The following is a 25,244-nucleotide window of genomic DNA, read 5'->3' as shown; positions in this document are numbered from 1 at the left end:
GCGCTAAGTGGATGCGGCGGTCCGGCCGAGGGCGAAACACGCCACCGTCTATTCCCGCTATTCCAGCTAGGCCGCGGCTTGCGGCGACGCCAGCGGCGTGATGTAGGAATAGCCGGTGGCCGTGTTCTTGGTGATCGACAGCACCAGCTGCATGTGCGGTTCCAGGGCGGTGACCTTGTCGAGCGGGGCTCCGATGATGAGCTGAAAGCCGAGGCCCTTCCACGCGGCCACGGCCCGGCCTGCGAATTCGGCGTCGGATTTGACAAATCCCTCGTCGAGGAACACCGGGGCGAAGCGCGGCCGGGTACGGCTCTCGTCGCCGAGCTGAAAGCGCAGGGCGGCGCCGACGACGAAGGCCACGAGTTCCTGCGACTCGCCGCCGCTCTTGCCGCCGAGCGACGAGTAGGTACTGACCCGGGCTCCCTCCGGTGTGACGCGCACGGCGGTGATCTCCACGTGCTGCCGAACGTCGAGCAGCAGGTCCCGCTGCGAAGGCGTCTCAGCGGTACCAGGGCGGATCAGGCTCATGAACTGCTGCAGCCGGGTGAATCGGTCTTCGGTCTCGTCATCGGTGAATTGCTCGGTCGCACCCGAGGAAAGCACCTTGAGCTCCTTGCGAAAGGCCGTCGCATCGTCCCGGTGCAGCCGCCGCAGCGCGATCTGCAACCGGTCGCGGGTCGCACCGAACGGCAGGGTCGCGAGAATCTCGTTGATCGGCCGCAGCCGGTCTTCGATTTCTTCGATCGCGGTGTTGAAGGCGCCGGTGAGCGGCACGAGGTCCTGGCCGCTCCACGCCGACAGCCGCCGCTTCCATTCCTGACGACGCTCGGAGAGGCCGAGGGTGCGGATGGCGTCGAGGATGTCGGTGTAGCTCGTGACCGATTCGAGCGCGACACCGATATTCGGGTCGGGCCAGCGGGCCTGGTAGGTCGAGAAGATGCCGATCATGGTGGCCCGGTCACGGGCTGCGCGGTCACGATCCTGCGCCGACTGGTCGATCAACCGCTCGCGCAGGCGCTTCAGGCCGCCAGGGAAACCGGCGAGGTCGTTCCGGTCGGTAACCAGCGCGAACTGTTCGTTCAGGTGTGCGGCGTGCTCCTCTGACAGGGTCAGGGCCTCGCCCCGTTCGATCTGCTCGAGTCGGTCGTTCACCGTGTCCTGCGCGTCGACGATGCTGCCCTGCTCCTCGCCCAGCACCGAACCGACCCCGTCGGTGGTGTGCTTGAGTTTCTGGGCAGCGTCGAGTTCGAGGGTGAGCCGGCCCTCTTCGTCGCTCAGGGCGCGCAGGATATCGCTGCCGGAGCGCATCCGCTCGTATTCGGACTTCTTATCGGCAATGCGCGCGGTGGCCGCAGCGACGTCGATCGACGACCAGTCCGTGTCGAGAATGTGCTGGTGAGCGGCCTGCTGTTCCCGCAGCTCACCCAGTTGCCCCGACACAGCGGATGCCCGCCCCGCGACAGCGTCGGCCGCCAGCCCCTGCGCGGCCAGCTCCACCGCAATGTCGTCCAGCCGAGCCCGGCTGGAAAAACCGATGATCGATTTCTGGCCGCTGTTCGCGCCATGGGCTCCGCGGGAACCGTTGCGGGTCTGCCCGCTCGGGGTCACCCGTGCACCCCCGCCACCCAGCTCGGACGGGTCGGCCACGCACAGAGCGTCGAGGTTCGACGAGCGAAGGCGCGTCTGAACCCAGCTGCTGAACGGGCAATCCTTCACGTCGAGCTTGCCCGACATGTACCGGGCGTCGCCGGCCACGGCCTCGTGCGGCTTCAGCGCCACCCCCTCAAAGTGGATGCGCAGCGGCAGCTGCAACGGGTCGATCGCCGCGCTCAGGTGCGCCAGCCGCGTCTCGTCAACGAGCAGCACGCGCACGACCGACGATAGGATCACCTCGGCGGCCTGCCGCCACGCTTCTTCACCGGCGGCGAGGTCGATGAGTTCGGCCACGAACGGCAACTCCTCGGCGCCAATGCCGGCAGCCTCGGCGATCAGCAGCCGAGCCTTGTCTAGCGACTGGGGCACGAGGCTTTCGCGCCCGGTCAAAAACGCCCGCTCCTGCTTGAGTGAGCGGATGCCCTCCTCCACCGGGTACGACTCGCGTTGTAGTGCCGAGCGGGTCGCCTCCAGGGCGGCCGCGGCGTCGGCGAAACCAGCGGCAAACCGGTCAGCGCCCTGCTGGGCGGCCGCGAAGCCGGCGGCGGAATCGATCGGCACGGCCAAAACCTTGACCCGGTCGTCGAAGCCGGCGCGCTCACGAGCCACGTCGTCGTGCTGGTTGCCGAGGTGCACGAGTTCGGTCTGCAGGCGTTCGAGCACGTCGCCGCCGTTGTCGCGCTGCTGCTGTTGCAGCTCGGCTAAGCGGGTCTTGAGCGCGGTCTCCGCGTCGCGGGCCTGAATCTGGGCGGACTGGTTGTCACGGCGGGCGGCCCGGTTGGTATCGGCGGCGGCCTCGAGCAGGGTCTGCTCGGTGAGCAGCTGCCAGAGCACGAACGGGGTGTCCCCGGCGCGGTGCACGCCAAAGGTGTCGACCAGGTCGGCCTTAGCGGTGGCCGTTTCGTAGGCCTGGTGCAGGTCGGGCAGGCGTTCGAGCACCTGGGCTTTCTGGGCCTCGGTGACCATGGCGCCGTAGGAGCGTTCGAGGTCTTCGAAGTGGTCGACCGCTTTGTCGGCGGCGGCAAAGGTCGCCGGCTCTTCGAGCACCATCGACTTGTAGAGTCCGTCGACCGTTTTCACCTGCTGGCCGGCCTGGATGCGGGCGAGCAGGCGCAGTGCTTTGCCACCCTCGCCGTTCGCGCCGATTCCGAGCCGGGTGTACAGGGTCTGGGCGAACGCCGCATAGGTGTCGAACACGTCGAAGCCCTCGAAGCGGGCCTTGAGCACGCGCTTGTCGAACCGACTTTCGGCGCAGGAGGCGAGGTCGCGCAGGTCGAGGGATCCGTCTGTGGTGGCCATTTTCATGGTGACGTCGGCGAATTTGTGGGCGCCGCGCGGCACGAAGTAGGCCCGCAGCACGGTGAATCGGCGCTGGTTGTCGTCGATCAGGGTCAGTGCGATGGCGCCCCAGGTGGCCTCGTGTGCGCCGCGCAGCACCTGGTCGGTGAGCTCCCCGGTGGTGACTTCCCGGTTGGCGTCGGTCTTGCCGCGCAGGTAGGTCATCAGGTTGCGCTGGTCAACGCTGCGCGCGCGGCCGGAACCGGCGTCGTTCGAGGCACCGTTGAACGGGGTGTCCGAGGGCATCATCAGTGCCAGATAGGCGTCGAGCAGGCTGCTCTTTCCGGTTCCCGACGCACCGGAGACGAGCGTGGACTGCACCGCGAAATCTATCTCGTGATGGCCGTGAAAACCGCCCCAGTTCACCAGTTGCATCGATTCGGCCCGCCACTGGGTGGTGCCCTCGGTGGCACCGTCAATGTAGAACAGCGGGGAATCGTTCATACGAGCAGCTCCTGGTGCGAGGCGGTGAGCGATGGGTCGTCGTTGGTGGCGTCGCCGTTCTCTTCGCGCAACCAGTCGAGCAGTTCGCCGAGACGTTCCACCGACAAAAGCACCTCGATCACCGCCGAAACGCGAAACCGGTCAGGGTCGCTGGTCTTCAGCAGCACCCGCGCCTTGGCGAGGCTGTCGACCGCGGCCGACGCCTTGCGGGCGTCGCCGGAGAGGTCGGTGGCGTAGTCCGGGCGAAAGTGCGCGACGTTCTCGACCAGGTTCTCCCGGTCGACGAGCACGATCTCCTGGCCGCCTGCCCGTTCGCTGCGAAACCGCTGGCGCAGCAGCACGAGCAGAATGGTCTCTTCGCGGGTGTACGCGACGTCGTGCAGCAGCGTGGGAAACCGTTCGCCGCCCTCGGCAACCGCCTGCCGCTTGAACGCGACCTCGTAGTGCAGGTCGACGTGCAGGTCTAGGAAAACGTCGTTGAGGCGCGACTTGAGCAGGCTCTGCGAGGCGAGCAGCGTCTGCCATTCGACCGGCTGCAGGGCCGCCGAGATGTAGCGGTGCTTCAGCAGCAACACAAGGGTGCGGCGCTGCTCCACGCTGAGTCCGCCCTCATCGCCCTCGAACAGCGACAGGCTCCGCGGGTCGCTGTCGATCCCGGTGTTTTCCAGGTCGCGCGCCAGGTCGTCCGACAATTCGTCATTCATGCTGGTATCCCAAATTCTGAGCGGCCAGGGCCGCCGTGTCGTCGTCGGTCAGAATACGGCGGGGCACGTCGAAGAGCCGCACCGAGCCATCCGGTCGCACCGTTTCGAAGCTTTCCAGGCCGGTCGAATCGGTTGTCTGGCTGAGCTGGGCGGCGAGCTGCAGCAGGCCGAGAATCTCCACCGGCCGGCGCAGACTCACGTCGAATCCGTTGAACAAGCCACCAACGGATGCCGCCTCCCCCGCACCGGAACCCGCGCCGAAAGCCGCCACGAGAGCGTCACGCAGTTCTTCGAGCAGCGGACCGCCCTGCTGGCGCAGGTCACCGAGGCTCGGGGCTGCGGGCGCCGCGGCGGACACGTCGATCAGCGCCGGCGGGGCCCGATGGGCGACCGGATCGTAGAACCGCTCCCGCAGATGTTCGACGTCGAGGCTGCCGGGCATGAGCTCGGCGGTGACGGTAGAGCGGGGACCTGCGGTCTGCATCCAGGTCGCGAGTTCACGGTTGATGTCCCGCAGCACTCGTTCGAGCTCGCGGTCTTTCACGACGTCGTGGTTGACGATGTGCTCGCGCAGGGTGGTGGTGAGTCCCTTGCGCTGGGTGAGCACGTCGTCGATGCCCTTGCGCAGCAGCGTCACCGTGCTCATGAAGCTACGACGTTCGGCAGAACTCAGTTCGAGGGCGAACGGATGCAGCAGAATCGTTTCGAGGTCGGCTTTCAGCCCCTGCATGAGAGTGTCGTTGCGCAGCAGGGTAAAGGCGCCCTCGAAGGCCCGACCCTCCGCGGTTGACGACATGAGGGCATCCGTTTTGGCGAGGTAGCCGTCGAGGACCTCGCTGATCGGGCGTTCCTCGCCGCGAAAGTCGCTGACGATCTGCCGGTGCATGGCCGCGACGGATTCTTCGACCCGTTTGAAGTCGCTCGGCAGCTGCTGAATGAGGTCGATGAGGTCGGCGTAGCCCTCGTGCATCTGCTCGTTCGAGGCGGCTGCAATGTCGCCGCCTCCGGCCAGGCGATCGCGCTCGCTGGTCAGCTCGTCGATCTGCTGGTCGAGGCGGCGCACCCGCTCTTCACGATCGGGGTTGGCCTCCGTGGCCCGGTGGCGCACCGTGTCGACGATAGTGCTGAGTCGGGATTCGCTGATCAGCGCCCGATCCCGGGCGAGACCGTCAACGAGCAGCAGGGCTTCGAGGGCGTGGCTGGTGAGCGAGTAGTGCTCCTGGTTGCCGTCAGCAGTGTCGCGCACTTCGCGGTACAGCCAGAGGTCGTTCATCCACTGCACGCACAGGGCCCGGCCGGTTTTCTCTGGGGCGCCGATGCCGATGCTGCGGAGGTCGGCGAGGTAGGCATCCACCTGGGTGTGCAGCAGTTCGCACGGCACGCTGCGTCGGTCCCGGCTGAACGAGCTCTTGAACACGGCGAGCACGAATGGCGCCCACTTGCGGTCGAGCAGGCGCAGGGTGGGTTTGTCGAAGGCTTCGCGCACCCGCGCCAATTCGCTCGCAATATCACTCAATAGCCGGTTCCTCTCCAGCTCTCCACTTTAACCGAAACTCCCGGCCGGGTCGTACGCTCAGCCGAGCAGGCGCGGCCGCTTCCAGTTGGCGCCGTGCACGTGCTGGTCGAGAAACGCGAACACGGTCTCGTACCAGATCACCGCGTGCTGCGGCTTCAACACCCAGTGGTTCTCATCGGGAAAGAAGAGGAACTTGTGCTGGGTACTGCCGTCGGCAGTGGCGTGGTGCTCGGCCAGTTCCGACCACAGCCGCAGGCTCTCGCCGATCGGCACCCGGTAGTCGTGGTCGCCGTGAATGACGAGCATCGGCGTGACAATGTCGCGCACCGCCTGGTGCGGCGAGTTGTCGATCATGCCCTGTGCCGAGAAGATGCTCTGCCAGTACTCGGAGTTATCAGTCGTACCGTTGAACTGGTCGAGCGACCACAGGCTCGCGTGGCTCACGATGGCGCGGAACCGCTCGGTGTGGCCGGCCACCCAGTTGGCCATGTAGCCGCCGAATGATCCGCCCATCGCCGCGGTCAGAGACTCATCGATCTCGGGGAGCGCTTCGGCGGCATCCGTAATCGCGAGCAGGTCGGTGTACGGCTTGGCACCCCAGGAGTTCCAGCCACGCGCGATGAAATCCAGGCCATAGCCGGTCGAGAGCGCCGGGTCGGGCAGCAGCACCGCGTAGCCGCGAGCCACGGCGAGCAGCGGGCTCCACCGCCAGCTCCACGCGTTCCAGCTGTTCAGCGGGCCGCCGTGAATCCAGAGCAACAGCGGTGCCGGATGCTGCATCGAGGCTCCCGCAGGCAGCAGCAGCCACGCGCGCACTCGCACTCCGTCCCCCGCCACGGTCTCCACCTCCGTGATCGTGCCCGGAACCACAGGCAGCGCGGCCGGGGTAGCGAGCGTGGTGATGACACCGGACCGGCTGATCCGCACCGGATGCGCCGGCGTGATCCACGAGGAACGCAACGCGACTATGGCGCCGGTCTGGGCGTCGACAGAGACATTGGTATAGCTGAAGTCGTCGGTCGTGAGCTGTTCGGGCGTGCCGCCATCGAGCGGCACCCGAAAGATCGGTCCGCGGCCGTCGTGGTCGGCGGTGACGATGAGGGCCTGGCTCGAGTCGGCCGGCGATTCTGCCGGCGAGTCGAAGACCAAGCTCGACGGCCAACGGTCCCACTCGGCGGCGAGGCGGCGCGGGTGGCCGCCGTCGAGGTCGGCGACCCAGATCTCCTGGTCGGCCGGGCCGTCCGGCGTACTGACGGCGGAACGTACGAAGGCGACCTGACGGCCGTCGATGCTCACGGTTGGCGATTCGAAGTCGACCTTCGGCTCGTCGAACAGGGTGGTCTGGGTGCCGGTCGCGACGTCGATGGACACCAGAACGTACCGGCCGGAGCGCTGCTCGGCCACCCGCAGCGCCACGATGAGCGTGGATCCGTCGGGGGTCAGGGCCTGGCCGGCGGTATCCATGGTGCGGCCGGGGGTGGGCGTGAGGTCTCGGGGACGTGGGAGGTCGGCGGGGTACGGGGCAGGGGCATCCGCTTCGCTGTTGATTGTGGGGGCCGCGATCGTGTCGTGCAGGTCGGCGAGGCTGACCGCGAGCAGGTGGGGTTCTGCGGGGCCGAGGTCGTGGTCCCAGAAGCGCACCGGATAGCTCTCGTGCAGAATGGCCGCGACCTTTTTCTCGGTGCGTTCCTTGCGGGCGGCGCCCTCAGCTTCGAGGTCGGCGGCGCTCGGTAGCAGGTCGGCCGCGATCACGAGGGACCGCGCGGCAGTCGCCACCGCTGCGATGCCGGACACTCCCCCGGTGAGCCGGGTGATCGCGCGGGCCTCGCCGCCGGCGGCGGGCAGCAGCCAGAGCTGGGCGGCCTCGGTGTCCTTCTCTGCAACGGCCGCGTCGGGCCGGCCGGAGACGAACAGCACATCACCGGCGGCCGTGAACGCCGCCTGCGATTCGCCCTTCGCCGACCGGGTCAGACGGGTGGGAACACCACTGCCGTCGGCGGCCACCGACCAGAGTGCGCGCTCATAGCTCGTCTGATCGCGGGTGAGGGTGGCGACGGTGAGCACGACGCGTTGCCCGTCGGGCGAGAGCGCGAGACCCTCCACGCGGGGCAGCGCGATGTAGTCGTCGAGGCTGGAAAAGGGTGTGGGCTGAGACTCCAATGTCATGCTTCCACGGTAGCCGACTGGGTAGGCGGCCCACGGCTCCCGCGTTACCCGTGGCTAATTCAGGAAATCCGTGCGGCCGGTGGCCCGGTCCCGCACTGCTCCGCGGGCAAGAAGCGCTACGCCCCACGGATTTCCTAATTAAGCCACGGAGGAAGTCTGTGTATCGCCCAGCGGCGCGTCCCCCACGAGGTACAGCCGCTGCGTGGCCCGGGTCATCGCTACGTAGAGTGCGCCAGCGCCACGCTCGGAGGCCGCGAGAATGGCCGCCGGGTCGACGACGATCACCGCGTCGAACTCCAGCCCCTTCGCGTCTCGCGGCGTGAGCAGCGCAATCTCCCGGCTCAGGCCGAGTGCTCCGACGCCGAGCAGATCGCCGAATTCGGCGCGCAGGGTGGCTTCGAGCTCATCGAGCCCGGCGTCGACGACGATCACGGCGAGGGTGCCACCTGCGCCGAGCGCGCGGTCGCTGCGGACCGCCACCGCGGCATCCGCTACCGTTTCGACCGGCCACTCACTCGACCGCACCGTGCGCGACGGCGTGATCGACAGACCGTGTGAGAGCGCCACCGTTTCGGCCGCCGTGGCGATCTGGCTGGGGGTGCGGTAGTTCACGGTGAGCTCTTCGAGTCGCCAACGGTCCGCTTCGGGCGAGCCGTCGAGCACCGGCTGCAACGCTTCTTTCCAGGTAGCGGATGCCGCGGCGCTGGCCGCCTGCGCAATGTCACCCACGATCGTGAACGACCGGCGCGGACCACGCCGCAGCACCAGGCGCCACTGCATCGGCGACAATTCCTGAGCCTCGTCGATGACGACGTGGCCGTAGGTCCAGCTGCGATCCCGGGCGGCGCGCTCACTCGTCGTCGAGCGCTCATCGAGTTCACCGGCTCGGGCGGCGAGGTCTTTTGCGTTGACCAAGCCCTTCACCTGCATGTTCTCGATGGCCGTCTCGGCGTTCTCCACATCGCGCCCCCGTTGTTCCTTGAGCGCGCGCTTCTTGGCCTGGTCCACCGCGTTGTACTCACCGAGCAGTTCGGCGGCTTCGTCGAGCAGCGGAATGTCGGCGATCGTGAACTCGGCGTCGCGCGGGCGTGCCAGCAGCTTGCGCTGGGCGAAACGCCAGCGGGGGGTGAGTTCCTCCAGCCATTGCGGCCGCGCATAGAGATCCTGCAGCAGTTTCTGCGGGGTCAGCGGCAGCCAGGCGGTGTTCAGTGCGACCCGCACATCGTCGGCCAGGCGCAGGTCATCGCGCAGCATCGGCAGGTCGGTGTCGTCCATCGACCGGCCCTGCTTCTGCAGCTGCTCGAGCCAGACCCGAGAGAGCGCGTTAATGGCGGTCTTCACGAACGTCACGCGGGCCTCGTTGTGAGTCTTATTGGTGCCGCGGGCACGCGCGATCGCGTGGGCCACGAGTTCGGGCTGCAGCACGATGCGATCACCGTTCACGACCAGCACCTGCGGTGCGGCAGGGGTGCGTTGCCGGGAATGCACAGCCCGCGCGATGAGGTCGGCCATGAAGGTCTGGCCTTTGAGGGCCGCGACGGCGGGGGCATCCGTTTTGGTCGCTTCGATGCCGGGGAAAAGCTGGCCGACGGTGTTGAGCACGACGCCGGTCTCGCCGAGCGAGGGCAGCACGGCCTCGATGTACTGCAGGAACGACGGTGTCGGGCCGATGATGAGCACACCGCTGTCCCGCAGGCGATCCCGGTGCGTGTAAAGCAGGTAGGCGGCGCGGTGCAGTGCCACGGCGGTCTTGCCGGTGCCCGGGCCACCCTGCACGACCAGAACACCGGCCAGCTCAGAGCGGATGATGCGGTCCTGCTCCGCCTGAATGGTCGAGACGATGTCGGACATGTGCCCGGTGCGCTGCGCGGTGAGGGCGGCGAGCAGGGCGCCTTCGCCCTGGTGCGCGCTCGCCGAAGGATCAGCGAGCAGGGCGGCATCGAGGATCTCATCTTCGATGCGGATGATGCTGCGCCCCTTGGACAGCAGGTGGCGGCGAGCCCGGGTGCCGAGCGGTGTGGCGGCGGTGGCTTGGTAGAACGCGCTCGCCTGCGGCACCCGCCAGTCCAGCAACAAAGGTTTGTGGTCTTCATCGCGCAGGCCGACCCGGCCGATGTAGCGGTAGACCGACTCGCCGGAGTCGTCGGGCATGGTTTCGAGTCGGCCGAAGGCGAGCCGGTCGTCGACCTCGCGCAGTTGCACGATGCGGTCCTCGTAGAGGCGGGCAAAGGTGTCGCGTTCGCTGCGCGATTGGTGGTTGCCACCGACATCGAGGCGGCGCACCGCTTTCAGCTGACCTTCGGCCTCTTTCGCCAGCGCGTCCAGCCGCGCATACAGGCCCTGGACATAGTTCTGTTCCCGAACAAGCTCCTGGTCGATCACGAACACCCCTTAAACCGAAGTATTTAGTTTAGTCGCGGTCAGTGTGGGCCTTGCTGTGTATATCGAGCCGCTCGGCAAGGCCGGGACGGCCACGCTTCACACTTGCGCAAAAGGAAAGTCAGCTCGGGGGACGGGACCTCGTGCGGGTTGCTTTCGGCTCCCGCGCATTTGCGTGCACGAGGCAGCCGTCATCTTCTTGTCACGGGCGCCACGCTCACCGCGACCCCGACCGGGTGTCGTTCGTTGCCGTACTCCGAATCGCCCGCCGCTCCGTGGCACAGGGCGTTTTTTCCCCCTCCGCAACCTGACCACGCCACAGCGGTCTGGCGTCATGCGGTTCGCGCCCTTGTCCGGAGGCTGAACCCCGCCCGCCGACGACGATCAAACACTCGCGTCATCAAACGCAAGGTCTCGAAATGGCCCGCCAAACGCTTCCACCACGCCCACTGGCCACAACCCATTCACGAGCCAGAAATCACCATTCAGGTGCTTAACTGAACGGTATTGCGGCTAAGGGGTTCGCAATGAACGCGAAAAACCGACGCTTCGGCAATCTTGCGCTGGTAGACCACCATAACCACCGTGTACGCGACCACCAGGCACCAGACGAGTGCGACAGTCGCGCGGCTGGCCGGCAAATGCATGGGTATTGGGCAAGATCAGCCCAGGCAGTGAGCAGCGATGTGCGGCATCGCGACCCGGTAGGACAAGCGCGCCGTCATCCACCGCGGCGGAGTCCTCCTCCGGGCCATCACGATCTGATTGAAGCCGTTAGGAGACACGCCCGCGGGGTGCCCCGCTTGCCAGGTGTCGTACGGCCGGGTTACCAGCGGCGGGCTGAGGAGGCAGAGATGATCGTGAGCAGCGCGTCACGCATCGCGTCCGCGTTCTCGAGCTCGGGAAAGAGGTCGGCCTCGAGCGTGCGGGACTGCTCCCAGACGGCGGTGCCGGCATCCGTTCTGACCACGGAGCGTCGCCGGGCGTCGTGCTCGTCCCGGGTTCGCACCACGTAGCCCTCGCGCTCGAGTCGTTCGAGGGTGCGGGACATGGTCTGCGTCTGCACGCGGGCGGCATGAGCGAGTTCGGTCTGGCTGAGCGGCCCCGAGCCGAGCAGGTGCAGTGCGACCATGCCGGCGTGGGTAAGTCCCAGCTGGTCCAGCGCCTCCACCCAGGCGTGTTCAACCAGCCGCGCGGCGGTCGAAAGCAGGCGTCCGGTCGGCCAGCAGGCCATGGACTCCTGCACTGGCGCCGGTCTCGGCTTCTGGTCCGCCGGGGGTTTCGGATCAGGTGTGGTCATGCCCCCTAATCTAGTGCTAGCGTCAACTAATCAGCTAGCTGATTACTAGGAGACTGAGATGAAACTGAGCAACGATCGTCTGCGCCAGACCGTGGTGCTGGTCAGTGCGATCCTGGCCATCGTGGGATCGTTCATCGGTTCGGGCGCCGCCGGCGGAACCCCGATCCAGAACGCGTCGGGCGGGGCCCTGGCCGCCGACGCGACCCCGATCGCCCCCGACGGCCCGGCATTCGGCATCTGGACGCCGATCTACCTCGGCCTGATCGCCTACGCTATCTGGCAGTTCCTGCCTGCGCAGACAACGGATGCCCGGCAGCGCACCCTCGGCTACCCGGTCGCCGCGTCGCTGGTCCTGAACGCGGCTTGGATCCTCAGCATCCAGTTCGACCTGCTCGCACTCAGCGTCCCCGTGATCGTGCTGCTTCTGGCCGTGCTTATCCGGGCGTTCCTGCTCACCCTCGCCTCGCGGCCGAAGAACCTGGTCGAGACGATCGTCGCCGACGGCACGATCGGCCTGTACCTGGGCTGGGTCAGCATCGCTACCGCGGCGAACGTGACGGCCGTGCTCGTCGCCGCCGGCTTCGGCGGCTTCGGTATCAGCCCGGACGTCTGGGCAGTCGCGGTGATCGCGGTGGCCGGTCTGGTCGGCGTGCTGATCGCCCTCTCCGGACGTGGCCGGCTCGCCCCCTCCGCATCCCTCTGCTGGGGACTCGCCTGGATCGCCGTCGCCCGCCTCACTGGCACTCTTCTTTCCACCCCGGCCGCGATCGCGGCCCTCGTCGCGGTGGTCGTCATTCTCACGGTCACCGTCACCATTCGCATCCGAAGCTCCTCTTCCACGTCAACGCGAGGATTGGTACCCGCATGACCAGCACCGCCCCCACCGCACCCTCGGCCCGCCGTCGCTGGGCCGGCCTCGTCTTCATCAGCATCGCGGTCGCCCTGATCATCGTCGACTCCACGATCATCAACGTTGCCATTCCCTCGATCGTGGAAGACCTGGGCATCACGTCGACCCAGGTGCAGTGGGTGCAGGAGAGCTACACGCTCGTCTTCGCCGCGCTCCTGCTTGTGTTCGGCACGCTCGCTGACCGCTTCGGGCGCCGCCGCATCATGGTGCTCGGCGTGATCGTCTTCGCCACGGCATCCGTCTTCGCCGCGTTCTCCCAGTCGGGTGACCTGCTGATCCTGTCCCGGCTGATCCAGGGTGTCGGCGGCGCGATGGTGCTGCCGACCACCCTGTCGATCATCAACGCCACGTTCCGTGGCCGGGACCGCGGCATCGCGTTCGCGATCTGGGGCTCGACCATCGGCGGCATGGTGGCCGTCGGCCCGCTGCTCGGCGGCTGGCTCACCACCTACTTCTCCTGGCGCTGGGCGTTCGGCATCAACGTGCCCCTCGGCATCGTCATCATCATCGGCGTGCTGGTCTTCGTGGTCGAATCCCGGGATGCCGGGGAGCCCCGCCGCGTCGACGTGGTCGGTGCCATCCTCTCGGTCATCACCAGCGCCTCGCTCGTCTTCGGGTTGATCGAGGGCCGTACCTACGGCTGGTGGCTCACCAACAACGCCCCGACTTTCGGCGACTGGACCTGGCCGTACTCCTGGTCGATCATCCCGTTCGTCTTCCTGCTCACCATCGTTTCCGGGATCGCCTTCGTCGCCTGGGGGCGCTACCGGCAGCGGGCCGGGCAGACCACCCTGCTCGCCTTCTCCCTGTTCGCGATCCCCTCGTTCCGCAACGGCAATATCGCCGCCATGATCGTGTCGCTCGGCGAATTCGGCATCATCCTCTCGCTGCCGCTCTGGTTGCAGAACGTGCTCGGCTATGACGCCCTGCAGACCGGTTTCGTGCTGCTCGCCCTCGCGCTGGGCTCGTTCGTGGCCAGCGGGCTGTCGGGCGCGTTCGGAAACAAGACCTCGCCGGAGACGATCGTGCGCATGGGCATCGTCGCGGAGATCATCGGTGTCACCGGGCTCGGCATTGTCATTACCGCGGAAGCCACCTGGCTGGTGGTCGTGCCGTTCCTGTTCGTCTACGGGATCGGCGTCGGCCTGGCCACCGCGCAGCTGACCGGCGTGGTGCTCAAGGACGTCCCTGTGGCGCAGAGCGGCCAGGGCTCCGGCACCTCCAGCACCGCCCGGCAGATCGGGTCCGCGCTCGGAATCGCGGTGCTCGGCACTGTGCTGTTCACCGCGGTCGGCGCATCGCTCGACGCGAAGTTGTCCTCCGTGCCGGGCCTGCCGACCCAGACCCAGACGCAAATCGTCGACGCGGTCGTGAACAGTGCCGGCTCCGCGATCCCGGCTCTCGAGGCGCAGAGCCCGGCTGTAGCGGATGCCGCGCGGGAGGCCTTCAGCGACGGCACCCGGTACTCGGCCTTCGCCGCTGCCGGGTTCCTCGTGCTCGGCTTCCTGGCGACGCTGCGGCTCTCGGGAACGGCGCCGCACCATGAGCAGAGCGAAGAGGAAGCTGCCGGCGAGAGCGTCACCGCGGCCCAGACGTCGGGAGAGCCGATCTAAGGCGTACCTCCTAAGGCCTGGTGAGGGTTTAAGCAGAATTTGCACCTGCCTCGTATTGCCGTGCTGTCTGACTCTGAGTGGTCTCGGATTGACTCGCGCTGAAGTGGCACGTAAACCCGCGAAGGAAGTGCAACCTAGTTTTTACCGTCTATCTGGGCTCTTATTTTTGAATGACTGGGTGCAGCCCAAATTCCGAGAAACGGGTTTCGGGCCCATCCCCAGGTGTTAAATTGCGCACGACATGCAATCGACTGGTGAGCCAGATAATCGAAGCGAAAACGACCGTTGCGACAGCAATGGCCAGAGCGTAGAGCCCGACGACGCCGTAGCCCTGTGCCGGATCTAGGAATGGGTAGGGTACCCATCCGTCGGTCGCCCCACGGATAGTGACGACGATGATCCACACGATTGGGTAGACAAGCGCGACCCATATCTTGTTCAGCGGCAGGGCACTACGGTCGCTGAAGATCACCCAATCAAGCGCGGCATAGAGGGGCAGGACTATGTGTAACACGGAGTTAGCCCACGCGAGGGACACGCCACCTTCAAGTCCGGCCAACAACACGTTGTACACGACGCCAGTGATGACAATGTAAGTTGTTGCACATCCTCGCGCCAACATCAACGACCGCGACTGGCGTCGTCCGGAGAGGGACACGACCGCGGCCACCAGCAGCACAACAACCAGAATAATGTTGCTTTGCATGGTGAAAAACCCGAAGAAGTTGAACGGGTTAATCGTCGCCCGCGTGGCCGTGTCGAAAAATGTCGACAGAATCGCCACAGTGCCCAGTATCGCGACAGATAGTCGGACTGCAGCTACGAAATATTTCACGGTCCGCCTTTGATTAGTGGTGCCAGTCTCGGGTAATGCGTCACCCGCACAAATTTTATGGGCCCAACCTGTTTTTATGTGGAAGATTCCACGCCATGGAATCTGACACCCCCGATACCGGGAAAACGGCCAGCGTTTGCTCCCACTTAGGGCAGGGAAATGCTGTCCTACCTCCCGGGAACCGTCGGCAACTACCCATTGCCAGGCTGGATGTGGTCGCCGACGATCCTGCACGAGGCTGGATCTTTGCTCCGACGGATTCATGGCGCCGACGTGCCACTCGCGCACCTGGCCGCCACGTGGCAGCTTCCGGCGCACGAGCCAATCGAGGCGGCGTGCCTGAACGACGTCGCTCCCTACAATATGGTCTTCCAAGACGGGCACCTCACGGGTCTTATCGATGTCGACATGGCTTCCCCTGGGCCTCGGATTTGGAATCTTGCGTACCTCGCTTATCGGCTCGTACCGCTCGGCGAGTACGCAGACCGTGACGTTCCGGGAGAGGATGCTCGCCCCGGTCGGCTCGATGCCCTAATTCGCTCCTACGGCTATGACTTCGACCAGGACCGTGACGCCCTGCTCGCGCAGGACGCCACACGTCAACTCGACTCCATGGCCGTTCGCCTTCATCTGGACGATGAAAGCGACTATGGACGGTTGCGAGGGTCGAGCTCCCTCGCTAAGAAAGACGCCGCTGCTTTGAGGATGTCGTTCGTCTCGCGCAGGTCACGGTTTTCGCGCTTGAGGCGTTTGATTTCCTCGAGCTCCTCGCTCGTGGGCCCGGTACGTTCGCCGGCGTTGGCCTGTGCCTGGGATGACCCACTTTCGGAGCGTCTCGGCGCCGATGTTGAGCTTGGGGCTAGGTCGCGGCACGCGGCCCACATTGACGGGTAATCCTTCAAACGATCAAGAGTCATACGGACCGCTCGTTCGCGAACCTCTGTTGGGTGTTTCTTGGGCATATCCGAATCCTTTCACCAGAAAGAAAGCGGCAGGAAATCAGGGACGGTTGATCCTGCTTCCCGCCGGACTCTTGGACGGGGTGTTATCAGGCACCGCGCATGTGCTCTTGCTCTTGCTCTTGCTCTTGCTCTTGCTCTTTCTCTTGCTCTTAGCCCGATTTGGTCATACGCCCGATGGTCAACCAAAGCAGATTTTCTGATTGTCGGCCCGGGCTGCACCGCCGAAGGTCTTGAGAATAGGTAGTGCGACTGTCCGTCCCGTAGGGGTCCCGCTTGCGACGCGGCCGGCCGCGCTCACGATGCAGTCGGCAGGAAGACTATGCGTGCGCAGTGCACGAGGCGCTTTCCCGGTCACGCCTTGCAAAGCGCGCCCTCCACCACACCTTTAGTGGTACGCTATCAAGTACAACTCACAGGAGGCGATCATGTCGGCGATCACCGCGAGCGAAGCACGCAAGAGTCTGTTCGGGCTCATCCAACAGGTCAACGACGACCACACCGCTATCGAGGTCGTATCCCGGCACGGAAACGCGGTCATCCTGTCGAAGGAGGACTACGACGCGATGACCGAGACGGCCTACCTGCTGCGGAACCCCGCGAACGCCGAGCGGTTGCTCGCGGCGATAGAGCGGGCCCGGCGCGGCGAGTTCGAGCAGCACGACCTCCTGGACGCGTGACGCGGACGATCGCCTTCGACCCCAATGGGTGGGAGGATTACGTCTACTGGCAGACCCAGGACCGCAAGACTCTCAAACGCATCAACCAGCTGATCACCAACGCGCTGCGCGATCCGTTCGCTGGTATCGGCAAACCCGAGCCCCTCAGGCACATCCTCTCCGGCGCGTGGTCCCGCCGCATCGACGACACGAACCGCCTCGTCTACTACGTCACGGACGACCACATCGTCATCCTGCAAGCCCGAGAACACTACTGACCCGAGATCCGCACTGCCCGCATAGGGTTCCTGCTACGGACGCTTGGAATCTTTAGGTCCTCCAGGCGTCAGAGTTAGCGCGCCGATCGTCGACGTCACGAGCGTTCGTGCCGATTCTTCGTCCATGGGGTCGTAAAGAAGCTGGGAGGCAAGCCCCGCAGCGAAAGCAAGCACAGCGCGGGCGAGCTGAGTGGCGTCTCGCGCACGAGCGATTCTGGGAGGGCGAACAATTGCGAGCCTTTCTGAGGGACCCCGAATTTCGTCGTGGATGACAACACGCTCGTGGTGCTTGAGCGGTTCAGAGTCGTCGACTGATCCCCGCAGAGCGCCCCGCGATGGGAAGAATCCGGTCGTCCTTCATCTGCACTGCGCTAAGGATCTATCCAGTGATTACTGGAAGTCTTCGTGCCTCTTGCTGACGTAGTGATGCGTGTGAATGAAATTCGGTCGTCATTTCTGTTGGCCGCTCGCGCTGCCGTCGAACTACTCGCGGAAGAGCCGACGACGAAAGCGTAGAATCTGCCATCCGTTCTTGAGGGGATGAGCGTCGGCGTATTGGCTGCGCACCGCCCCGGTGAGAAACTGCTGCTGGACGAATATCTGGCGACTCGCTTCGTTGAGTTGCCTGTGCACAGTGAGGACCTCAGTTTGAGTGCGGGTTCGACGGCGGAGGCGCCTCTAGCTGCTATTACCCGCGCCGTCGACGTGCTCGTGGCGGCCGCGCGTGAGCGTCATGGAGACAGGGAGGTCCTCCATGCACTCAGCCGCCGAGAACGAGATGAACGTTCAGCACTTCGCGTCCTATAGCCGTCCATCGGCACAGACTTCGCTGCCCGTTTAGGGTTCGAAGCGAGCCAACAGCGGCAAGGTGCTCCGGATGGGCCGCCCAGCAGCGATTCCGCATTAAACAGGCGAAGTACGCGAATATCGCACATGCATGTAAACATCGTTTACAATGAGTACATGAGTGATTCAGCGCCACTGGGACGCCCCATGTCAGTACGGCTTCCTGACGACCTGCGCGCGCGCGTCGAAGCGCTCGCCAAAGCGACCCGGCGAAGCCAGGGCGATGTTGTGCGCGAAGTATTGGAGCGCGACCTGGCGGAGTTGGAATGGGAGCACGGCATCATCGCCCGCGCTGCGGATCTTCGCTCGGGTCGGGTGCAGGCCGTGCCGCTAGCCGTCGTCGAGCGCGAGCTGGGGCTCAGCGATGCCCCGGTCGATGCCAGCATCCTGGATAAGATCGAGTGAGTTTGGAAGTTGACCTGTCACCCGACGCGGCGAAGTGGCTTCGGAAAGCTGATCCACAGACCGCTCACCGTATAAGCGCCGCACTTCGAGCAATCGCGACACTCGATCATCCCCGGGATCAAGGCAAAGCCCTCACCGGAATTCTCTCAGGTCTGTGGCGGTATCGCGTCGGAGACTATCGCGTTGTATGCGACCTCCAAGACGCACGCCTGATCGTTTTGGTGATCGACATTGATCACCGCAACAGCATCTATGAATGACCGAAGATCGCTGGCTTGCGGGCGCTCTCGGGTGCGTCGCGCCGCCCGCCATGGCAGTATTTCGGGAGCCTGAAGGCGTCCGTCAGGGGGTGATAACGCCCGTGACCGGGGCTGATACCCGGTTCCGCGCTCGCGCGCTGCGGATGAATTCCCGAGTCAACCCCGGAGGTGGACGTGATGACTTCGCACGTGGTCAAACCGCTGACTCCCGAGACCTTTTCGGCGTGACTGGCGCTCGCGTAGAAGCACAACGGGGTCTGGGGCGGGTGCTACTGCTCGTATTTCCACGGCGACACGGAATGCACCGTCAAGAGCGAGTACGACGGGCCGATGTTCAAGCAGAGACTCGTGGCGGAGGCCTCGCCCAGGCCGCTCTCGTCTTCGACGGCGACGCGGCGATCGCGTGGTGCGAGTTTGGCAGCCCAGTTGAACTGCCGCGCATTTACCACCGCAAGGGCACAAGGGCCATGTTCGAGAAAGCGGGATTCACGTTCGAGCGTCACATCGGCAAGAGCAAGACCGTGATGCGCAAGACGATCCCGCCGGCCCGCGGCTAACGCCGGGTGCGCGAACTCATGTAAACAACACCCGTGACCGCTGCGACCGGCAAGCCGGCGACATCCGCTCATGTGTCGAATGTTTACGTGCCTGTTCGCTTATTCGCGCTCGCGGCCACAAGCTGTGGTCATGTCAGTCATCAAGGTCGCACCGCTGGAGCATATCCGGCGCGAGCGCAGCAGCATCAAGTGGACTCGGTTTCCCGCCGACGTACTTCCCTTGTTTGTTGCCGAGATGGATTACCCCCTGGCGCCGGAGATCATCGCGACCCTGGTCGAGCGGGTGCAGGCGTCGGATACCGGCTACCTGGACGGCCCCGGCCCGCTCGCCCCGGCCTTCGCCACGTTCGCCCGTGACCGGTGGGGCTGGGTCGTCGACCCGAGCCACGTGCACCTCGCTACCGATGTGAGCGTCGGCATCGTCGAAGCGCTGCGCCTGGCCGTACCACCCGGTGGGCGGGTGGCGATCACGCCGCCGGTCTATCCGCCGTTCTACGAACTCGTCGAAGAGGCCCTGGCTACCGTCATCGAGACCCCGCTGATCGAGCACGGTGACACCTGGCTGTTCGACTTCGCCGCCCTGGAGCGCAGTTTCGCGTTCGGCATCGATGCCTTCCTGCTCTGCAACCCGCACAACCCACACGGGATCGTCTGGGCCCCGGGCACCCTCGACGAACTCGCCCAACTCGCGGCCCGCTACGACGTCTTCGTGATCTCCGATGAGATCCACGCGCCGCTCACCTACCCCGGCGCTACCTTCACTCCGTTCGCGCCGGTCGCCCTCGCCGCCGGCGCCCGCGCGGTCACCGTGACCAGCGCGAGCAAAGGCTGGAACATCGCCGGGCTCAAGTGCGCCATCGTGGTCGCGGCCGATGACGCGACCAACGAGCTGCTCGGCCGCCTGCCCGAAGAGGTCGCCTGTCGCACCAGCATCCTCGGCCTGCACGCGAACATCGCCGCGTTCGGTTGTACCGACTGGCTCGACAATGCCATCGATCAAATTGTCGCCAACGATCTGCTGCTGTCTGAACTGCTCCGCGAACACCTGCCCGCCGTGATCTATCACCGGCCGCGCGCCAGCTATCTTGCCTGGATGGATCTTCGCCATGTCGGTCTCGGCGACAACCCGTACCAGCGCATTCTCGACGATGCCCGCGTCGCTCTCAATAGCGGTGAGTCCTTCGGGCTCGGCGGCCAGGGCTTCGCGCGGCTCAACCTGGCTTGCTCGCCCGACACCCTGCGCGAGGCCGTCGCCCGCATCGCGGCACTCGTAGCGCGGGTGGCCGCCGACCCCACGGTCACGGCCGCCTGATGGCGCCGACAACGGATGCCCCGCTCCAGTTCCACACCGACGCAACAGGAAGTTCCATGGCCACGCCAGCACCAGCATCCGCTTCGCTACTGAACTCCGACGCCACCGAGGTCGTGGAGCCGATCACCGACTGGGATGGCTTCAGCTTCGACACCCGCCAGGTGCACGTCGGCGAATACGCCGACGCGAACTGTGGTGCCCGCATTCCGCCGCTCACCCTGAGCGCCGGGTACGTCTTCGACAGCTTCGACGACGGGGCCGCCCGGTTCAACGGGGGTTCGCGGGAGCCTATCTACTCTCGGCAGGGCAACCCCACCAACGCGGTCGCCGAGCAGCGCCTTGCGTCGCTCGAGGGCGGCACTGCCTGTGTCGCCGTGTCGAGCGGGCAGGCCGCGATCAGTTCGGCCCTGTTCGCCCTCGCTGAAGCGGGCGAGCACATCGTCTCGACCGCGAGCATCTACGGCGGCACCCGCATTCTGCTCGGCCGCAGCTTTCGCCGCATGGGCATCGAGGTCGACTACGTCTGGGACACCGATTCCGACGCCGCCTGGGACGCCGTGATTCGCCCGGAAACCAAGGCCATCTTCACCGAGACCATCCCGAACCCGCGCAACGACGTCGTCGACATCGCTCGCATCGCCGCCGTCGCCCGCCGCCACGGCATTCCGCTCGTCGTCGACAACACCGTGGCCACGCCGTACCTGATTCGTCCGTTCGAGCACGGCGCCGACATCGTCGTGCACTCGACCACCAAGTTCCTCAGCGGCCACGGCGCCGGGGTGTCGGGCGCGATCGTCGACGGCGGCACCTTCGACTGGGCGGCGAGCTCGCGTCGCTACCCGCTGCTGACCGACTCTCTGCGCCCCGGCCTGCCCTCCCTGCTCGACCGGTTCGGTCCGGCCGCCTTCGCCCAGTATGTGCGCGAGGCCGTCGTGAACGATGTCGGGCCGTCGCTCTCGCCGTTCAACGGATTTTTGCTGCACCAGGGCATCGAAACCCTGTCGCTGCGCATGGAACGCCACGTCGACAACTCCATCGCCATCGCGCACTGGCTAGAGGAACAGCCCGAGGTGGAGGTCGTCGACTACGCCGGCCTGTCGAGCAGCCCACTGCACGAAATTGCGCAGAAGTATTACAACGGCCGCACCGGGTCTGTCTTCGCCGTCACCGTCAAGGGCGGCATCGAGGGTGCCCGAGCCTTCACCAACGGCCTGCGCGTGTTCAGCCGCATGACCGGAATCGGCGACACCCGCTCGATGGTGCTGCACCCGCTCACCACCACCCACGCCTCGTTCGCCCCCGACCTCAACGCCCGCCTCGGCATCACCGCCGGAATGTTGCGCCTGTCGGTGGGCATCGAAGCACTCGATGACCTTCTGCTCGACCTCCGCGGCGGGCTCGACCGAGTCGCCGGCATCCTCTAAACGCTAGGTATTCTGAAGTAATGATCCTCACCGCACCGCCTGTCACCGCGCCCACTCGCACCTTTGCCGCGCTGGGCGCGCTCGTTCTGCTCGCCGCCCTGAGCGGATGCGCCACCATCGATGCCGGCTCCGGCTCGGGCTCGGGCGCATCCGCTGCCGCCACCGCCACCGCACCGGCCGAAGCGGATGTCTCTGCCTCCGAGTGTGCCGGGGTCAACGTCGTCGTCGATTTCGGCACGCTCGACGCCGACACGGTCACGGATTGTGTCGACGCGACAGCGGCTATCGCCGCCAGCGCGGCACTCACGACGACCGGCATCACTACCGAGGGCAGTGTGGAATACGGCGACGCCATCGTCTGCCGCGTCAATGACCGCCCGGCCGCGGACGAAACCGTCGTGGTCGACGGGCAGGAGTCGTTCACCGAGACCTGCGCGTCGATGCCGCCCGCCTACGCCTACTGGGCTCTCTGGGTGAAAGCCACCCCCGACGCCGACTGGGACTACGCCATGGAGGGTCTCGGCACGCTCGAGGTCGAGCCCGGCCAGTCCCTCGGCCTCGTGTACACCACTGGCACCGAGACGCCCACGCCCGGCAGCTAGTGTTTCGCCTGCGCCTCGCCCCGCTCCGCGCGGCAGTCGTGCTCGCTGTCGGCTTCGTGCTGCTGCGAGTCGTCTACCGGGTGGTGTTCGGCGGCGCCGGCGTTGGCCTCGACCCGGTGCTTCTGGATCTTCCGCGGCTGCGGCTCGACGGACCGTTCAGCCACATGACGCTGTTCGGCCCGATCACCCTGCTCGGACTCGGTAACGCCGCGCTCAGCGCGCTGCCGGTCGCGGCCGTCATCGTGTTCTTCGGCCTGCTCAACGCCGTCATCAACGTGCAGTCCCTGTTCGCGCGCGGTGCGGGCCGAGGGCCGCTGCGCGCTATTTCGCGCTCCCTCGTGATCGCTTGGGCCACCTTTCCAGCGCTCCTGGAGTCGGTGCGGCGGGTTCGGGTGGCCCGTGCCCTGCGCGGTGAACGGTCGATCGCGTCGCTGCTCGTGCCCGTGTTCGAGCAGACCATCGAGCGGGCCCTCGCACTGGCCGCGTCGATGGAGACGCGCGGTTTCGCGGCGACCCGCGCTGTCCCCGGCGTGTGCGAGGCACCCGTGGTGCTCACCGGTGCCGGTTTGAGTTTCGGAGCCGGCTGGCACCTCGACGACCTCAACGTGACCCTGGAACCCGGCACCCTGACCGTGATCGTCGGCGCGACCGGGTCCGGCAAAACCAGCCTGCTTCACAGCCTCAGCGGGCTGTTCCAGCATTTCTACGACGGAGTCCAGACCGGGCGCATCGACATTGCCGGAGCCGACCGCGCCTCGACTCCCCCACGCGACACCGCCGGATTCGTCGGACTCGTCGCCCAGAATGTGCGGCTCGGGTTCGCGGCCGAAACGGTGCACGACGAGATCGGGTTCACCCTCGCGGTGCGAGGCGTGGCCCCGCCCATCGTGCACGCCCGCGTGCTCGAGGTCGCCGCCCGGCTGAAAATCGAGCACCTCATATCTCGTCCGATCGAGCAGCTCTCGGCCGGAGAGGCCAGCCTCGTCGCCATTGCCGCCGCCCTGGTGAACCACCCCATCTTGCTGCTCGTCGATGAGCCGCTCGCCGACCTCGACCAGTCCGCGCGCGCGCGCGTCTGCACGGTACTCGGCCAGCTCGCCCACGAGGCTGGTGTGTGCGTCGTTCTCGCCGAACACAACACCCACGAATTCGCCGGAACAGCGGATGTCTGGCTGCAGATTCGAGGCAGCCGCCTGCACCAGCTCTCCCCCGCCGAGTTCCAGTTCGCGGACGTCCTCGAGATTCCTGCACTGAAGCCGATCGCGACCCTACCTGCAGTGCCGTTGGCGAGCATCCGTCGTCTCAGCGTTCGGCACGCCGCCGATCTGGCCGTCGACGACGTATCGTTCGAGGTGCGAGCTGGCGAACTCATCGCGCTGCGCGGCAGCAACGGTGCCGGCAAGAGCAGCCTGCTGCGCGCGATCGCGCTGCCGACGGCTGCCGACACCGTGATTGTCGCCGGGCACGATGTCCAGACCCTCAAACGGCGCGGGCGGCGTCGGGCTGTGGCGCTCGTGCCCGAGAACTTCGACGACCTGTTGTTCGCGATCACGGTGGCAGAGGAATGCCGGCGGGCCGACCGTGGTCTTCAGCTCCCAAAGTTCGCAGGCACCGCAACGCTGTTCGCGCAGCTGCTCGGCTTCGACGCCACAACGGATGCCGCGCACCTGCTCGAGCGTCACCCGCGCGACCTCTCCGCCGGCGAACGACTCTGCCTCGTGATCGCAATTCAGCTCGCGGCCCGGCCGGCCCTACTGCTCGTCGACGAACCCACCCGCGGACTCGACCAGGCGGCGCGTGCCCTGGTCAGCGCGGCGCTCCTCACGGCCGCCGGTCACAGCGCCGCGGTCATCTTCGCCACCCACGACAATAACTTTGCGCGGGGTCTCGCCACGCGAACCCTACGCATGGCGGCGGGCCGGCTATCCGCGCCGATCGAGGTGCTCACGTGACGGTTATTGTCAGCGCGCGCCGCAGCATCCGCTGGAAGTCGTGGATTCTCGGTGGCGGTAACACTCTCGCGGCAGCCGCTTTCGCCTGGCCGTTCTTCGTCGGGGCGGTGCCGGCCGACGCGCAAATGGCGGTGCCGATCGTGGCGTTCGCGCTCATACCGGCGCTCATCGTGGCCCTCGCGCTCACCCTCGACCGGGAGATGTACACGGCGAAAACAGTGGCGCTGCTCGGTGTGCTCTCGGCAGTCGGTGCCGCGGTGCGCATCGCGGGTGCCGGTGTCGGCGGGGTCGAGGCGGTGTTCGTGCTGCTGATTCTGGCCGGACGGGTCTACGGCGCCCGGTTCGGTTTTCTGCTCGGACTGCTCACCATCGCGGTGTCCTCCCTGCTCTGGGGTGGTTTCGGGCCGTGGACTCCGTTCCAAATGTTTGCCTGCGGCTGGGTCGGAGCGGGTGCTGGGCTGCTGCAGCGCTGGCCGAAAGCGACTCCGCCGACCGAACCCGCGCGGCGTGCAACCGCGCAGCGCTGGCGTGCGAGCCTCGAAATCGCCCTGCTGGCCGCCTACGGCGTGGTCGCCTCGTACCTCTTCGGGCTTCTGATGAACCTCTGGTTCTGGCCGTTCGCCGTGGGCAGCGGCACCGGAATCTCCTATGAAGCCGCCGCCGACCCCGGCCAGAACCTTGCCTCGTTCGCGCTCTACTCGCTCGTCACGTCGACCCTCACCTGGGACACCGTGCGCGCCATCACCACGGTCGTCGGCATCGCCCTCGTCGGCCCTGCCGTACTCGCGGCCCTGCGTCGTGCCCGTCTGAACCCCCGCCGCTGACCGCACCCGTTTTCACGCTTCGCGGGACTTGCGCAGCTGCGCGGGAGGCGCAACTCGCGCGCACGAGCGCAGCTCCCGCGCGACGTACGGGAGCTGCGCGGCCCGACGCGCGCCTACGCGAGGGCGACGCGGCCGCGGCCCACGGCCGGGCAGCTCTCGAGGCGGCGCTGGGCGGCGCTGAGGGCGTCGAGAAGGCCTTTCGCGGGCGCCCAAGTTTGGCGAGTGAACAGAAAGCTCGTGGGTACCAGTCGCCCAAACGAACCTTTCGCCTGACGGAAGAACTCGACCATCAGCTCGCGACCTTTGTC

At 66.3% G+C, this 25,244-nt stretch carries 21 protein-coding genes; 13 read left to right on the top strand and 8 right to left on the bottom strand.

Features of this window, described 5'->3' with window-relative positions; all coding sequences use genetic code 11:
* Positions 1-66: 66 nt before the first annotated feature.
* From BLS91_RS20930 to BLS91_RS04930, 6 genes are all read right to left on the bottom strand, one after another.
* Positions 67-3,435: an ATP-binding protein gene (locus BLS91_RS20930; RefSeq protein WP_092339633.1), complete on the bottom strand. Its 3,369-nt coding sequence runs from the start codon at positions 3,433-3,435 to the stop codon at positions 67-69.
* A complete protein-coding gene (locus tag BLS91_RS04955) occupies positions 3,432-4,139 on the bottom strand; it encodes a DUF4194 domain-containing protein (protein WP_092339632.1) in 708 nt (235 codons plus the stop codon). The genes BLS91_RS20930 and BLS91_RS04955 overlap by 4 nt, the downstream gene beginning before the upstream one ends.
* The gene (locus BLS91_RS04950) at positions 4,132-5,655 is read right to left on the bottom strand and encodes a DUF3375 family protein (RefSeq protein WP_158253345.1); all 1,524 of its coding nucleotides are present in this window, start codon (positions 5,653-5,655) and stop codon (positions 4,132-4,134) included. Before BLS91_RS04950 ends, BLS91_RS04955 begins: the two co-directional genes overlap by 8 nt.
* Before the next feature lie 57 nt (positions 5,656-5,712).
* Positions 5,713-7,821: a S9 family peptidase gene (locus tag BLS91_RS04945; RefSeq protein ID WP_092339630.1), complete on the bottom strand. Its 2,109-nt coding sequence runs from the start codon at positions 7,819-7,821 to the stop codon at positions 5,713-5,715.
* Between the two features lie 138 nt (positions 7,822-7,959).
* Positions 7,960-10,203 (bottom strand): HelD family protein, encoded by a 2,244-nt coding sequence (locus BLS91_RS04940; RefSeq protein WP_167552417.1) that lies wholly within the window; start codon positions 10,201-10,203, stop codon positions 7,960-7,962.
* Between the two features lie 823 nt (positions 10,204-11,026).
* Positions 11,027-11,500: a MarR family winged helix-turn-helix transcriptional regulator gene (locus BLS91_RS04930; RefSeq protein WP_198412844.1), complete on the bottom strand. Its 474-nt coding sequence runs from the start codon at positions 11,498-11,500 to the stop codon at positions 11,027-11,029.
* A 58-nt stretch (positions 11,501-11,558) separates the two neighbouring features.
* Between BLS91_RS04930 and BLS91_RS04925 the strand changes: the two genes are divergently transcribed.
* Positions 11,559-12,368, top strand: coding sequence for a tryptophan-rich sensory protein (locus tag BLS91_RS04925; RefSeq protein WP_092339626.1), 810 nt, complete (start codon positions 11,559-11,561; stop codon positions 12,366-12,368).
* Entirely contained in the window at positions 12,365-14,023 is a 1,659-nt protein-coding gene (locus BLS91_RS04920) for an MFS transporter (RefSeq protein WP_092339625.1), read from the top strand. The genes BLS91_RS04925 and BLS91_RS04920 overlap by 4 nt, the downstream gene beginning before the upstream one ends.
* 160 nt (positions 14,024-14,183) lie before the next feature.
* On the opposite strand, the gene BLS91_RS04915 is transcribed toward BLS91_RS04920, so the two are convergent.
* A complete protein-coding gene (locus tag BLS91_RS04915) occupies positions 14,184-14,807 on the bottom strand; it encodes a Pr6Pr family membrane protein (protein WP_104090569.1) in 624 nt (207 codons plus the stop codon).
* A 210-nt stretch (positions 14,808-15,017) separates the two neighbouring features.
* Here BLS91_RS04915 and BLS91_RS04910 point away from each other — a divergent pair, with 210 nt between their 5' ends.
* From BLS91_RS04910 to BLS91_RS04850, 11 genes are all read left to right on the top strand, one after another.
* Positions 15,018-15,752 (top strand): phosphotransferase, encoded by a 735-nt coding sequence (locus tag BLS91_RS04910; RefSeq protein WP_092339623.1) that lies wholly within the window; start codon positions 15,018-15,020, stop codon positions 15,750-15,752.
* A gap of 493 nt (positions 15,753-16,245) precedes the next feature.
* Positions 16,246-16,497, top strand: coding sequence for a type II toxin-antitoxin system Phd/YefM family antitoxin (locus BLS91_RS04905; protein WP_092339622.1), 252 nt, complete (start codon positions 16,246-16,248; stop codon positions 16,495-16,497).
* Complete coding sequence (locus BLS91_RS04900) at positions 16,494-16,754, top strand: Txe/YoeB family addiction module toxin (protein WP_092339621.1); 261 nt, start codon at positions 16,494-16,496, stop codon at positions 16,752-16,754. The genes BLS91_RS04905 and BLS91_RS04900 overlap by 4 nt, the downstream gene beginning before the upstream one ends.
* A gap of 963 nt (positions 16,755-17,717) precedes the next feature.
* Positions 17,718-18,005 carry a type II toxin-antitoxin system RelB family antitoxin gene (gene relB / locus BLS91_RS04885; RefSeq protein ID WP_158252870.1) on the top strand — a complete coding sequence of 96 codons (288 nt, stop codon included), beginning with the start codon at positions 17,718-17,720 and terminating at the stop codon, positions 18,003-18,005.
* Positions 18,002-18,265 carry a type II toxin-antitoxin system RelE family toxin gene (locus BLS91_RS04880; RefSeq protein WP_092339619.1) on the top strand — a complete coding sequence of 88 codons (264 nt, stop codon included), beginning with the start codon at positions 18,002-18,004 and terminating at the stop codon, positions 18,263-18,265. The genes relB and BLS91_RS04880 overlap by 4 nt, the downstream gene beginning before the upstream one ends.
* A gap of 299 nt (positions 18,266-18,564) precedes the next feature.
* Positions 18,565-18,822, top strand: a complete 258-nt coding sequence (locus tag BLS91_RS04875) for a hypothetical protein (protein ID WP_241983193.1) — start codon at positions 18,565-18,567, stop codon at positions 18,820-18,822.
* Positions 18,823-18,952: 130 nt separating this feature from the next.
* A complete protein-coding gene (locus BLS91_RS04870) occupies positions 18,953-20,134 on the top strand; it encodes a MalY/PatB family protein (protein WP_092339618.1) in 1,182 nt (393 codons plus the stop codon).
* A 56-nt stretch (positions 20,135-20,190) separates the two neighbouring features.
* Positions 20,191-21,558 carry an O-acetylhomoserine aminocarboxypropyltransferase/cysteine synthase family protein gene (locus tag BLS91_RS04865; protein ID WP_092339617.1) on the top strand — a complete coding sequence of 456 codons (1,368 nt, stop codon included), beginning with the start codon at positions 20,191-20,193 and terminating at the stop codon, positions 21,556-21,558.
* 20 nt (positions 21,559-21,578) lie between these two features.
* Complete coding sequence (locus BLS91_RS04860) at positions 21,579-22,160, top strand: hypothetical protein (RefSeq protein WP_092339616.1); 582 nt, start codon at positions 21,579-21,581, stop codon at positions 22,158-22,160.
* The gene (locus BLS91_RS04855; RefSeq protein WP_092339615.1) at positions 22,160-24,112 is read left to right on the top strand and encodes an ATP-binding cassette domain-containing protein; all 1,953 of its coding nucleotides are present in this window, start codon (positions 22,160-22,162) and stop codon (positions 24,110-24,112) included. The genes BLS91_RS04860 and BLS91_RS04855 overlap by 1 nt, the downstream gene beginning before the upstream one ends.
* Positions 24,109-24,936: an ECF transporter S component gene (locus BLS91_RS04850; protein WP_092339614.1), complete on the top strand. Its 828-nt coding sequence runs from the start codon at positions 24,109-24,111 to the stop codon at positions 24,934-24,936. Before BLS91_RS04855 ends, BLS91_RS04850 begins: the two co-directional genes overlap by 4 nt.
* Before the next feature lie 113 nt (positions 24,937-25,049).
* Here BLS91_RS04850 and BLS91_RS19865 read toward each other — a convergent pair whose 3' ends face one another.
* Positions 25,050-25,226 carry a hypothetical protein gene (locus tag BLS91_RS19865; protein ID WP_158252869.1) on the bottom strand — a complete coding sequence of 59 codons (177 nt, stop codon included), beginning with the start codon at positions 25,224-25,226 and terminating at the stop codon, positions 25,050-25,052.
* Between the last annotated feature and the right edge of the window lie 18 nt (positions 25,227-25,244).

The sequence above is a fragment of the Cryobacterium flavum genome (genome assembly GCF_900103805.1).
GTDB lineage: Bacteria > Actinomycetota > Actinomycetes > Actinomycetales > Microbacteriaceae > Cryobacterium > Cryobacterium flavum.
The sequence above is the reverse complement of the archived record's forward strand: the minus strand, read 5'-3'. Positions and strand labels throughout refer to the sequence as shown.